Below are 12,734 nucleotides of genomic sequence, written 5' to 3' on the forward strand. Positions count from 1 at the left end.
GAACGATGATACCTATATGCAATTTATCACATTTGTATTAAAATTAAGATTGGAGGTGGAGATTTTTGAAAGAAAGATTAATAGAACTTATTGAAAATGAAGACAAGAAAAATCCATATACAGATGGTCAGATTGCCAAGATTTTAGGTTTGTCAAGAGGACAAGTTACTACGCTGCGTATGGAGATAGACATACCTAACTCTAGGGAGAGGCTTAAATCCGTTTTAGTTAAAGAAATAAATGACATACTATCAAAAAATGGGAACATGTCAGATAGAAAGTTAACAGCTATATTAAAAGGGCGTGGCTTTGATATATCGAGATACAGTGTAGCCCAAATTAGAAAAGAGCTTGGGATTGTAACTGAAAATTGTAGTACAGGATATATGAGTACTTATGATTGTGTTTCAAAAGAGAATGTTAATGCTAAAAGGCCTGTTGAAGGCGTATGTTCTGAAGCAAAAATAGCTGGTGAGGAAACGTTTGAAGAGCTGATAGGTTATAATGGTAGCCTAAAATTACAGATTCAACAAGCTAAAGCTGCTGTTCTCTATCCACCTCACGGGTTGCACACACTTATCATTGGCCCTACAGGTACAGGTAAGAGTATGCTTGCAGAGGCGATGTACAGATTTGCCATAAAGTGTGGTAAATTATCTGAATCTGCACCATTTGTTGTGTTTAATTGTGCTGATTATGCAGAAAATCCACAATTGCTTATATCTCAACTTTTTGGACATGTAAAAGGGGCATTTACAGGTGCACATACTGATAAAGAAGGGCTTGTGGAAAAAGCAAATGGAGGAATACTTTTCTTGGATGAGGTCCACAGGCTTCCATCAGAGGGTCAAGAACTGTTATATTATCTACTTGATAAGGGCAAATTTAGAAGACTAGGAGAGACTGGGAGTACAAGGAAGGCCAATGTCATGATCATTGCTGCAACCACAGAGGATATCCAATCGTCATTACTTTTGACATTCAGACGGAGGATTCCAATGGTCATTGAACTGCCTCTGCTTTCATCGAGACCTCTTATAGAGAGATACATGATTATCAATAATTTTTTTAACAAAGAGGCAACTAAAATAGGTGTCAGTATTGAAATATCTGGTGAAGCATTAAGACTTCTTCTGCTGTATGACTGTCCTGGCAATATAGGACAGCTCCAGAGTGATATTCAGGTTATATGTGCCAGAGGCTTTTTAGCATATATGAGCATTCCACACAGAAATAACAAAACCATTAAAATTGATTTAGATGATCTTCCACCACATATAAGGCAAGGTATTCTCAACGTACAGAAACGGCTACCAGAAATAGAGGAAATGGTTGAAAGCCACCTTCTTATAAATCCCGGTGAGGATAAAGAAGAGATTTTTGATTATAACAATCCATATGTGTTATCGGGTGAGATATATAGATACATAGAAAAAAAATACAGTGAGCTTAGAAATAGGGGTATGGGGGAAAGTGAGATTAAACGCCAGATAGGTGGCCAACTGGAGATCAGATTTAAACGGGTTATGCGGCGATTTGAAAATAATTTTCCTATTATGAGCCGTGAGGAGCTTGCGGAGATAGTTGGCCAGGATATAATTGACATGGTTGACAAAATGAGGTTTATTGCAGAAAAAGGGTTAAACAAAAGGATGAACAATCATATTTTTGCGTGTATTTCTATTCACCTGAATGCAGCTATAGATAGGATAAGAAACAATAAAACGATAATCAATCCAAGGCTTGATAAGATTAAATCTGATTACAAGCGGGAATATTATATAGCACGGGATATGATACAGATATTGGAGGATAATACAGGAATTAAGTTCCCTGATGATGAGGTCGGTTTTATCGCTATGTATCTCCGGATGCTAACAAGCCCAGAAGAGGTGGCGGTAGGAAAGGTAGGTGTGGTGGTGATAACTCATGGACATGTTGCTAAGGGGATGGCAGAGGTTGCAAATCGGTTATTAGGCGTTAATCACGCGATTGGTATAGAGATGTCTCTTGATGAAAAACCGGAATCCGCCCTGCTAAGAGCCACTGAAGCTGTCAAGATAGCTAATGAGGGGAAGGGTGTAATATTGCTGGTAGATATGGGCTCACTTGTGACCTTTGGGGAGATTATAACTCAAAGGACAGGCATACCGACCAGGACAATCAGCAGAGTAGATACAGTTATGGTTCTTGAGACCGTTAGAAGAGCTATACTCCCTGATGCAGAGATTGACGATATTGTAGAAGACATAGGAGGGGACATGGTTGGTATAAGCAGGCTTATGCCTGTAAATTCACAGGTGGTAAAGGACAGCGCTATCATCACCATATGTATTACCGGTGAAGGAACGGCGATGAGGATTAAAAATCTTTTGATGAAAATGATACCAGGTATAAATGATAGGGTAGACATCATCCCGTTAGGGGTACTAGATAGTGAGGATATAAATCTTGCTATAGATAGGATAAAAGCAGAAAAAGACGTTATAGCAATAGTTGGAACACTAAACCCTGGCAGGAAGGATATACCTTTTATATCTATAGAGGATGTTATAAATGGTAAGGCAGCTTCAAAACTTGGTAGTATTCTGGATATTGATTTAAAAGTTTTACCTGAGAGTTTTATTAAATTGTCACCTCTTTCCAGTGTAATATATCCAGAGCTCATAAGGATTCATCCTGAATATCATTCAAAGGATGAAGTACTTCAAGATTTGGTCCAACTTTTAATAGATAATGGTTTTGTTAATGAAAAATTTCTATTGGATGTGTATAGGCGTGAGATAATCGTGCCTACACTGATAGAGAATGGTATTGCCATACCCCATGGTACTCCTGAAAACGTATACAAATCAGGTGTTGCAATTGCAATCTTGAAAGAACCTATTAAATGGATGGAAAAAAATGTGGTAGATATTGTTTTTATGTTTGCAGTGAAGGAAGATGACAGAGAAATACCTGCCTATCTTTACAGGTTTATCAAAAACAAGGAATTTGTCAGGTACTTAAAACAACTCAAAACACCTGAGTATGTGAAAAATGCCTTTATTGATTTAAACTAAATTAAGAGACATTAGATTTACTGAAACTAAATGTGCAGAGTCACCCTCTGCACATTTTTTTAAGTGGTTAGTCATCATATTAAAAATAAAAACCAATTCTGCCATTATGTTGGCACGAAAATTGCTTCATATAATGGCAGACATGACGAAGGAGTGATTGTAGAAAATGTTGGATGAAGATTTAATTTTAATAAACTTTGTTGCAAAGGATAAAGAGGAATTGCTGGAGAAAATGGCAAGCATTATGACACAAAAGGGGCTAGTAAAAAAGACATATATACGTTCAATACTGGAAAGGGAAAAAACCTTTCCTACAGGTCTACCTGCTGATGGATTTGGTATTGCTATTCCACATACTTATCCTGATCATGTTGAGGAAACTGCCATGGTTGTTGCCACGCTCAAAGATCCGATAAGATTTCATGTCATGGGTAGCCCTGATAATGAAATAGATGTAAAAATAGTATTTATGCTGGCTGTTAAAGATCCAAACAAGCAGATACAACTGCTAAAAAACCTTATGAATATTTTTCAAGATAGGGAGGCATTGCAAAATTTGATTGATTCAAATGATAAAAAGGAGGTGTTAAACTTATTGAGCAAATATCTGAACATATAAAAGAAATTTTCAGTACAATATCTGACAGAAAATGGAGGGGTAAAAATGACGAAAGATAGGGTATTCAATGTATTGTCAATCTGCGGCTCAGGAACTGTAAGTTCATCAATGGTGGCTGAAAAACTCAAGGAGAGGCTTTCTGAAAAAGGAGTGAGGATTAACACCATAGAGGCCAGGCCAACTGAGGTAGCTAACTATGTCTCGAGAGGGGGAATAGATTTTATTGTAACCACGAGCCCGCTGCCAGGGGAATATGACATACCGGTAATAAATGCAGTGGGATTTTTGACAGGATTTGACGAGGAAGGATTTATGGACGAGGTCATAAATGTCATCAGCAAAATGCAATAGAAATTAATTTAAGGAGGGAATAAAGTGCTTGAAATTTTAAATAATATTTTCAATACCTTCAGTGCCCCGGTATTTGTACCTGTAATACTATTCTTTATAGCGCTGATTTTACGTGTAGATACTAAGAAAGCGTTTTTCTCAGCGCTATATGCAGGTATAGGACTTGAGGGTTTTACACTCCTTTTAAACTCCTATGTTCCTATTGTTGTACCAGTAGTGCAGAAAATGGTTACAAATACAGGCGTTAATCTTCCAATATTTGATATTGGATGGCAGGCAGCATCAGTTGTGGCTTATTCAACAACTGTGGGAATGATATTCCTGGGTCTTGGTATAGTGCTTCAATTGGCCCTATTCCTGGTTAGATGGACAGACATATTTCAACCCAGTGATCTATGGAATAACTACTCATATATGGCATGGGGCTCTATGATATACCTTATAACAAAAAACATGATGCTCTCGATATTATGTATGGTGGTATTAAATCTTTACAGCCTCCTGTTTTCTGAAATAGTAGCTAAGAGATGGTCTAAATATTATAATTATCCAAACTGCACCATCATTCAGCTTCACCATGTTGAGACAGTTCCTTTTGCAATATTAATGAACTGGATACTCAGTAAACTTGGAGCTGACAAGATAAAATTGGATCCTCCAACTCTGCAGAAAAAACTTGGATTTATAGGAGAACCCATAACCCTGGGTTTACTTTTAGGGTTACTCATTGGGATACTTGGCAATTTAAGTTCTCTTGGCACACTTGCAGCATGGGGACAGATAGCCATATGTGGTATATCAACAAGTGCTGTTATGGCAATATTCCCAAGGATAGCAGGTCTTTTTGCACAGGCTTTCCTACCTTTGACGGAAGCTACAAAGAAGAGTGTAAAGGGAGCTACTAAGGCTCGTGAATGGTATCTTGGTGTAAATGATGCAACAGGTTATGGTGAAACAGCTACGCTGACAACAGGAATAATATTGATTCCTATTATGGTACTACTGGCTATCATACTTCCAGGTAACAGGACTTTGCCACTTGTTGATCTCATAGCACTCCCATATATGGTTGAGGTATTTGTAGCAATGTCCAATGGAAATATGTTTAAGTCCATCATTTCAGGAGCTATATGGTTTAGCATCGGACTTTATATCACAACCTTTACAGCACCATTCTTTACACAGGTGGCAGCACAGGTCGGTGTGAGTATACCAGAAACAGCACTTATGATAACAAGCTTTGGAATACTTGCAAAACCGCTTGTTTCGCTGATATTCCTTGCTTTTTTGAGCCAGTCATGGCTTCTAATTGGGATTGTGCTGGCAATTTATTTTGTAATATTTTTCTACTTCAAGAGGAACAAGTCTGTTATATACAATTATATTGAAAGAAGTGCAGTCGGCAATGATGAGTCTGAAGGTGATTTAAATACAGCGAATTCTTAACGTGAGTGTAGTTGTTTTAATATAATGGACACCTTCTAGAAGGTGTCCATTATAAATCTGTGGTTTCCATAGAATGAAGCTGTATTTCTGCCATACTATAATGACAACTTTAATAGATTTAAAAATTTGAATATAGAAGGATGTGATGTAATATGTCTACCAAAATTGTAGTGGTGGGAGACATATTTGTAAGTCCTGATAACCTGGAAAGGGCAGCAGAAAAATTAAATCTACCGGATAAAAAAATCGTTAAACTGGAATGGAAGACAAAAGACAAAGACAAATTTCAAGAAAAGGCCTTGAATATCGAAAAGAATGGTCCAGAGTCGGAAGATACAGCAGAAGGTTTATTAGGTGAGATAAAGGATGCCGATGTACTCTTAGTACACTTTGCACCGATACCCAGAAGGATAATTGAGGCGGCGGAAAAACTGAGATTTATAGGCTGCTGCCGTGGTGGGTTTGAAAATATCGACATTGAGGCGGCCACTGAGATGGGTATACCTGTACTGCATGTAATCAGAAATGCTGAGCCAGTAGCAGAATACACTGTTGGGCTTATACTAAGTGAGATAAGAAACATTGCCAGAAGTCATGAGGCCATTAAGAGGGGAATATGGAGAAAAGAGTTTTCAAACAGTAATATCCTCTCCACAATTAAAGGTAAAAATATAGGAATTGTGGGCCTTGGGCATATAGGCAAATTGGTCGCAAAAAAGTTGTCGGCTTTTAATGTCAATCTTTTAGGTCATGATCCCTATGTCATTGAATCAGATCTTAAAGAGCATGGGATTGACATACAGATGCTCCCCATAGAGGAGTTGTTTAAAGAAAGTGATATAATTACAATACACGTAAGGTTAACAGAGGAAACAGAAGGTATTATAAACCATAGGCTGATTTCATTAATGAAACCTACTGCATACCTGATTAATACTGCGAGAGCAGGGCTTATAAATGAGGCAGATATATGCAGGGCTTTAGAAGAGAAACGGATTGCAGGGGCAGCACTGGATGTGTTTTGGCAAGAACCGATACCTGAAGACCATATACTGCTTAGATTAGATAATGTCACGCTTACATCGCATCTTGCCGGTGATACGGTAGATGCCATACCTCAGTCGCCAAATCTACTCGTTGAAGTAGTTAATGACTATATTGAAAAGGGCAAAAGTGATATGATAGTAAATCAGATTGCATTACAAAAAAAGAGGAGGTAATAAACTATGCTACTTGAAGAAGAGAGGAATTTAATTGTTGCGTATGGAAAGAACCTTATAACACATAATCTTACAACCGGCACAGGCGGCAATCTCAGTATCTTTAATAAGAAAGAGGGCCTTATGGCGATAAGCCCAAGCGGGATTGACTACTTTGAGACAAAGCCGGAGGACGTTGTCATAATGGACCTTGAGGGAAAGATAGTAGACGGAACAAGAAAGCCATCCAGTGAGTATGAGATGCACAGGATATTTTACAGAAAGAGGGAAGACGTTGGAGCTGTGGTTCATACACACTCTACTTATTCTACAGTTATTTCCTGTCTCAGATGGACAATCCCAGCGGTACATTATCTGGTAGCCTTCGCAGGTAAGGACGTGAGATGCGCAGAGTATGCCACATTTGGTACAAGAGAGATTGCTGAAAATGCCTTTGAAGGAATGAAGGATAGAAACGCCGTCCTGCTTGCCAACCATGGTCTTTTAGCAGTTGGCCCCGATTTACCCTCGGCCTTTAATACTGCAGAAGAGGTTGAGTTTTGTGCAGAGATCTATTACAGGACAAAGTGTATCGGCGAGCCTGTGGTCCTTCCGGACGACGAGATGGAGCTGATGATGGAAAAGTTTAAGACTTACGGCCAGAAGAGGTGATAGTATGAAAGTAGCACTCTATTATGGTCCGGAGACGATTAAGATAGAGGATAGACCCATACCTGAACCAGGGCCCGGAGAGATAGTTATAAAAAACAAGATTGCATTTACATGTGGTACTGACGTTAAGACCTTCTTTAGAGGATATCCACTATGGGACCCGCCATATCCCTTTGGACATGAGGCTGCCGGAGATATCTATGCAGTAGGTGAGGGAGTAGAAGGATTTGCTATAGGAGATAGGGTTATAGCCCATAATTCTGCCCCGTGCAACAGGTGCTATTACTGTAAGAAGGGCCAACATTCCATGTGTGAAAATCTACTCTTTAATCTGGGGGCTTTTTCAGAGTATCAACTTATTCCTAAAGAGATTGTGGAGCAGAATACTTTTAAAATACCAGATGGTATCGACTATAAGGATGCTGCGCTTACAGAGCCATTTGCCTGTGCAGTCCATGGGATTGAGGAAGCAGGGATATCACTGGGAGACACAGTCATTATAAATGGGGCAGGTCCTCTTGGTCTTATGATGACGAGGTTGGCATATCTAAAAGGTGCCAGGGTAATAACTGTAGATCTATCTCAAAAAAGATTGGAGATGGCAAAAAAGCTTGGGGCTTCAATTGTTATGAATGTCAGGGACATTGAAGATCAGGTGGCTGCAGTCAGGCAATTTACTGAGGATAACAGAGGGGCTGATGTGGCAATAGAGGCTGTGGGGTCACCAGAGTTATGGGAGAAAACTGTAAGGATGGTCAGAAAGGGTGGGACATCCATACTGTTTGGGGGACCCAAAGCAGGTACAACAATAACACTGGATACAAACTTCATGCATTATTCACAGATAACAATCAAGGGTATTTTTCATACAACACCGAGGTTTGTCCAGGCCGCATTTAATCTTATCTGCCAGGGAGTTATCCATGGCAATGACTTTGTCGGCAGTGAGTATCCGTTGGAGAAATTGGAGGAAGCTATAAGGAGCCACAAAGAAGGAAGGGTAATAAAAAATGCCATTGTGTTTGAAGATTGAATAACAAAAACCCGGGGATTATTGCCCGGGTTTTATGCATACTTTCTTATGAGCTTATTTAATACATCGATATGAAGCAGTTCCTCATCCCTTATATGAAACTGGTTATTTTGTTTTAAACAAGGCTGAATACTCCTTTGAGCCATGGACGATGTGATAGACATAAACCGTATTGCCAATCAGCTTATAAATGCAAACATATTTGTCACATACAAGCATCCGGTATTCCTGCATCCTTAATTCTTCATCGGGGACATAGGGACATGACAGTGGATACTGCTTAAGTCGTTCAAGGGCTGAGATAATATTATCGGTAACTTTTTTTGCGGAATTAATACCAACGGTGTGGAGATGATACTCCGCAATTTCATCAAGCTCTATCCACGCTGGTGGCAGGATTTCAACACTATACTTCTGCATTGTTGTATTTCTCCTCAAGCCGTCTCTTTGCCTCGTCTAAAGAAACTGTTGGTTCGCCGGATAGTCGAGACTGTTCTGCAGCCATCAGTTTGGAACGAAGTCGAATTAACTGCTCCCTTTTCTCAAATGCCTCAATGCTCATTACCACAAGGTCACCCTCCCCATTTTTAGTAATGTAAATCGGCTCATCCACCTCATGTGCGAGGGAAGAAATTAAACCGTAATTATTTCTAAGGGTTGTAGAAGACTTAATAATCATAGTAATCACCTCAAAAAATAAATTATTCTTGTATTATTATATTATAATTCTTGTGCAATATCAATTATATGTGGTCCGTATTTTATAGATTGATGTGAGTGGCAAGATAAACTGACATGGAAATTAGATTTACCCTCGGCCTTTAATACTGCAGAAGAGGTTGAGTTTTGTGCATAGATCTATTACAGGACAAAGTGTATCGGCGAGCCTGCAGTTCTTCCGGACGACGAGGTGGAGCTGATGATGGAAAAGTTTAAGACTTACGGGCAGAAGAGGCAAAAGAGGATAAAAGCCCGGGTATTGCCCGGGTTTTATGCATACTTTCTTATGAGCTTATTTAATACATCGATATGAAGCAGTTCCTCATCCCTTATATGGATTATTACATCCCGTATTGACTGTTCTGGGTTCATGGCCAAAATTTTGTTATACGCATCCACACCCGCCCTTTTAATTTCTATATCGGACTGCAGTCTGTCTCTCAGGCCGGTACCAACATATACATGGTCAGAACTCCAGTATTTCCAGCCGGAATCACAGGGGTATTCATAAGGAATCTCATAGCCCATCTTTAATATTATCTGACCCAGCTCATGCATATGGTGCATATCTGTATCACCTATTGCTTCAAGGTAAGGGCCTACCTCCTTGGGCTCAAAGACCATATAGTGCATGTGATGGTTGTGCTCCTGCAGTGTTAGTGTGAGCTCGCTCTTAGGCCCGGCAAAAAGGTCAAAAAGCATGGGAAGGAGCCTGTTATCCGGCCTTGTTACGTTGATTGGGCCATGGTTTGGCAGTACAATACGTGGGGATGGTGAACTGGACATGTGATATTCCCTCACAGCCTCGCTCTGTTCTGGTATGCATATAATCTGGCCGGGATATATTACATCAGGGTCATCCACCTGTGGATTGGACCTTATGAGGGTGCGCAGGTCCACCCCGAATTTTTTGGCAATGTCATACATTGTGTCGCCAGGCATTACTTCATATAAGAAACCGCTGCAGGTTTCAGGTAATGGAAAGCTCATATATATCACCTCCATATATTCTATGAGAGTATATATGGGGGTGACACCTGAATTATTTTTTTTGTTTTTCTTCCAACGCTTTTATGTCTTCTAATACGATCTTTGACTTAATTTTTATTAGGTTCTTATTTTTCTCGTCTAAGGAGTTTTTGAGTTCATCTATGGATGTCTCCAGTTTATTTGTCTCATTTTCACTGCCTTTTTTGAGCTGCGGTTTTACAGACTTCCATTCGTCCGTTATCATAGATATATCACTGACTGCTGTTTTTAGCTCTCCGCTGAAGGTGGAGTACAGTATGTCTCTGGTGTAGTATGTGAGTCTTTTTAGGCCTGGAACGGTCTGAGACTTTACCTTTTCTTCTATGTCTGGCATGAACCTGTAGAACTCATTGATTGCTTTGAGGAAGGCCAGGCCATCCTTGGTATCCATTACAGTGGTGGCCTTGTTCAATGTTTCAGAGGTACTGCCAATGGTTGTTTTGTCTACTCCCCTTTTTAGAAGTTCAGGTTGAAGACCGTTCCATGTCTTGTGTATGTTCTGTATTTCTCTTTCAAGTTCTGGGAGCATTTTGGATATATCATTCGGATTCTGCTGGGAGGTGGCCTGGCCGCTTTCTTGCTGGCTTCCCCCGCCATCACCTTGCTGATCTGATTTACCTGCCTTTCCGCTGCCCTGTTGCGATTGTCCACCTTGTCCGCCGCCTGACTGTTTGCCCTGTTGCTGCCCTTGATCTTGCTGCAGAGGTTGCTCTTCTGGGGTTTTTAATACCTGCTCCTCTACCTTAGTCATCATCTTGTCCAGATCTTTTTCCAGGTTTAATAAAGCCGGAGGGGGACCGTTATCAAGGTTCTGCGTCTGCTCCTTGCTCTTCTCACCACCGCTTATACGCTTTAATGTAGAACAGGATGTCAAAGACAATATGAGTATGGATATCATCAAAAAAGCCGCTATTTTTCTCTTCACACTAAATCACCCCGGGTTTATTATTCCCGGGGAGCTTATTTAAAATACTTTTTTACATTTTAATTCGTCCTGTATTTTATCCAGGGCCTCTCCGAATCTCTGGAAATGTATGACCTCCCTTTCTCTTAAGAATGCCAAGGTATTCCACACCTTTTTATCATCGGTAAGGTCCATAAGGTGCTCATAGGTTGCTCTGGCCTTTTGCTCTGCTGCCAGGTCTTCATGAAGGTCTGCCACCGGGTCGCCATGGGCCTGGATGTATGCGGCAGTCCATGGATTTCCTGTAGGGTCTGTGTAGAATATGGCTTTATCCCTTATGGCATAAAAGTCGTCAAATCCATATTTTTTAAGCTCTTCCATGGAAGCACCATCTGTCAGCTTATATACCAGAGCCGCAATAATCTCCAGATGAGCCAGTTCCTCTGTGCCTATGTCTGTCAAAAGAGCCTTGCCGTAATTGGACGGCATGGTGAATCGCTGAGTTAGGTACCGCAGTGATGCACCTAACTCACCATCAGGGCCTCCATACTGCGCTATAATTTCTTTTGCAAGCCTTGGGTTTATCCTTTCAACGTCTGCCGGGTATTCCAGTTTCTTTTCATAGACCCACACTTCCCATCCCTCCTAATACTTTATTTCCCAGGGCCACGGGTCATTTATCCACTGCCATGGATAGCAGCTCTGGGTGCTGTTATTTCTTAAAGGGCCATACATTCTTTCATAGTTCATCATAATATTTTGCTGCTGTGTCACCAGGTTGTTATATGCTGCGAGGGCGTTCATATCATCAGGATGGGTATCCAAATAGAGCTCAAGCTCTATCACGGCAAAACCTACCTCTTGCAATGACTTTAATATATTTATTCTGCTCTCTTCCATATGGGTCCCCCCTTCTTATATGGCCTGTTGAGTTCGGGGAAGATTGTACCTTCTCTCAGGCCCTCTTCAAGACTATACATTTGGCAGAATATCTGCGGAAGAACATAGGCCTCGGTGAGTTCCGGCCTACCGAATTTATCTTCATAGGGGTATCCGGGGTAATAGTTCGTCATTAAACATCACCTCTTATCATACTTCTATTACATACTATTCATAAATACTGTTTAGGTTACAGGTTATGAAGGGGTCGCTTTACCTGAAGCTTAGCAGAAAGCCCCGTTACTTGTGACGGGGATGAATACGCAATATAAAACAACAAGACATGCTAAGTTTTTAATCAACTATCATTTTGTTTGGATACCAAAATACAGGAGAAAAATATTAGATGATCCTAAAGTTGTTGATTTAATAAAAAATACAATAATAGAATTAAGCGAAAAATACAATTATGATATACTTGCGATGGAAATAATGCCAGATCACATGCACTTGCAAATTAGTGCAATTCCACAATATAGCCCTGCTGAATTGATGAATAAAATAAAAGGTGTAACAGGATTTAGAATATCAAAGCAGTTTCCTGAATTAAAGGCAAGGGGCAAGATATGGACTAATTCATATTTTTGTGCAACAACAGGTAATGTGAGTACAGAAACAATAAAGAAATACATAGAAGAACAGTGGTCAAAGATAGAATGAGGTGTACTGGCCCCCGATTATTTGGACTTAAACGACTAACACTCCTCGACTCACATTATTTCTTAAAATTTCTTCATAAAATTTGCTTGGCGTCATATAG

15 protein-coding genes are annotated in these 12,734 nt (G+C 40.0%); 8 read left to right on the forward strand and 7 right to left on the reverse strand.

Annotated elements, in window-relative coordinates:
- Window positions 1–65: 65 nt before the first annotated feature.
- From FWJ32_RS11045 to FWJ32_RS11075, 7 genes are all read left to right on the forward strand, one after another.
- Window positions 66–3,062, forward strand: coding sequence for a sigma 54-interacting transcriptional regulator (locus FWJ32_RS11045; RefSeq protein ID WP_149546012.1), 2,997 nt, complete (start codon window positions 66–68; stop codon window positions 3,060–3,062).
- A gap of 166 nt (window positions 3,063–3,228) precedes the next feature.
- Entirely contained in the window at window positions 3,229–3,681 is a 453-nt protein-coding gene (locus FWJ32_RS11050; RefSeq protein WP_149546013.1) for a PTS sugar transporter subunit IIA, read from the forward strand.
- A gap of 45 nt (window positions 3,682–3,726) precedes the next feature.
- Window positions 3,727–4,032, forward strand: a complete 306-nt coding sequence (locus FWJ32_RS11055) for a PTS sugar transporter subunit IIB (protein ID WP_149546014.1) — start codon at window positions 3,727–3,729, stop codon at window positions 4,030–4,032.
- A gap of 24 nt (window positions 4,033–4,056) precedes the next feature.
- A complete protein-coding gene (locus tag FWJ32_RS11060) occupies window positions 4,057–5,478 on the forward strand; it encodes a PTS galactitol transporter subunit IIC (protein ID WP_149546015.1) in 1,422 nt (473 codons plus the stop codon).
- 152 nt (window positions 5,479–5,630) lie between these two features.
- Window positions 5,631–6,698, forward strand: a complete 1,068-nt coding sequence (locus tag FWJ32_RS11065; protein WP_149546016.1) for a 2-hydroxyacid dehydrogenase — start codon at window positions 5,631–5,633, stop codon at window positions 6,696–6,698.
- A gap of 6 nt (window positions 6,699–6,704) precedes the next feature.
- A complete protein-coding gene (locus tag FWJ32_RS11070) occupies window positions 6,705–7,349 on the forward strand; it encodes an L-fuculose-phosphate aldolase (RefSeq protein WP_149546017.1) in 645 nt (214 codons plus the stop codon).
- A gap of 4 nt (window positions 7,350–7,353) precedes the next feature.
- The gene (locus FWJ32_RS11075) at window positions 7,354–8,382 is read left to right on the forward strand and encodes a zinc-binding dehydrogenase (protein WP_149546018.1); all 1,029 of its coding nucleotides are present in this window, start codon (window positions 7,354–7,356) and stop codon (window positions 8,380–8,382) included.
- A gap of 105 nt (window positions 8,383–8,487) precedes the next feature.
- Here FWJ32_RS11075 and FWJ32_RS11080 read toward each other — a convergent pair whose 3' ends face one another.
- From FWJ32_RS11080 to FWJ32_RS11110, 7 genes are all read right to left on the reverse strand, one after another.
- Window positions 8,488–8,802, reverse strand: a complete 315-nt coding sequence (locus tag FWJ32_RS11080) for a type II toxin-antitoxin system RelE/ParE family toxin (protein WP_149546019.1) — start codon at window positions 8,800–8,802, stop codon at window positions 8,488–8,490.
- Window positions 8,789–9,061, reverse strand: coding sequence for a type II toxin-antitoxin system Phd/YefM family antitoxin (locus FWJ32_RS11085; protein ID WP_149546020.1), 273 nt, complete (start codon window positions 9,059–9,061; stop codon window positions 8,789–8,791). Before FWJ32_RS11085 ends, FWJ32_RS11080 begins: the two co-directional genes overlap by 14 nt.
- Window positions 9,062–9,372: 311 nt before the next feature.
- Window positions 9,373–10,092 carry a SafA/ExsA family spore coat assembly protein gene (gene safA, locus FWJ32_RS11090; protein ID WP_238988871.1) on the reverse strand — a complete coding sequence of 240 codons (720 nt, stop codon included), beginning with the start codon at window positions 10,090–10,092 and terminating at the stop codon, window positions 9,373–9,375.
- Between the two features lie 52 nt (window positions 10,093–10,144).
- Window positions 10,145–11,056, reverse strand: coding sequence for a hypothetical protein (locus FWJ32_RS11095; RefSeq protein ID WP_149546022.1), 912 nt, complete (start codon window positions 11,054–11,056; stop codon window positions 10,145–10,147).
- A 39-nt stretch (window positions 11,057–11,095) separates the two neighbouring features.
- Window positions 11,096–11,668, reverse strand: coding sequence for a manganese catalase family protein (locus FWJ32_RS11100; protein ID WP_149546023.1), 573 nt, complete (start codon window positions 11,666–11,668; stop codon window positions 11,096–11,098).
- A 12-nt stretch (window positions 11,669–11,680) separates the two neighbouring features.
- The gene (locus FWJ32_RS11105; RefSeq protein ID WP_149546024.1) at window positions 11,681–11,935 is read right to left on the reverse strand and encodes a spore coat protein CotJB; all 255 of its coding nucleotides are present in this window, start codon (window positions 11,933–11,935) and stop codon (window positions 11,681–11,683) included.
- A complete protein-coding gene (locus FWJ32_RS11110) occupies window positions 11,917–12,108 on the reverse strand; it encodes a spore coat associated protein CotJA (RefSeq protein ID WP_149546025.1) in 192 nt (63 codons plus the stop codon). Before FWJ32_RS11110 ends, FWJ32_RS11105 begins: the two co-directional genes overlap by 19 nt.
- 121 nt (window positions 12,109–12,229) lie before the next feature.
- Between FWJ32_RS11110 and tnpA the strand changes: the two genes are divergently transcribed.
- Window positions 12,230–12,634 (forward strand): IS200/IS605 family transposase, encoded by a 405-nt coding sequence (tnpA, locus tag FWJ32_RS11115; RefSeq protein ID WP_149546026.1) that lies wholly within the window; start codon window positions 12,230–12,232, stop codon window positions 12,632–12,634.
- The last annotated feature ends 100 nt before the right edge of the window (window positions 12,635–12,734 follow it).

It is taken from the genome of Calorimonas adulescens, assembly GCF_008274215.1.
Taxonomy (GTDB): Bacteria; Bacillota; Thermoanaerobacteria; order Thermoanaerobacterales; family UBA4877; genus Calorimonas; species Calorimonas adulescens.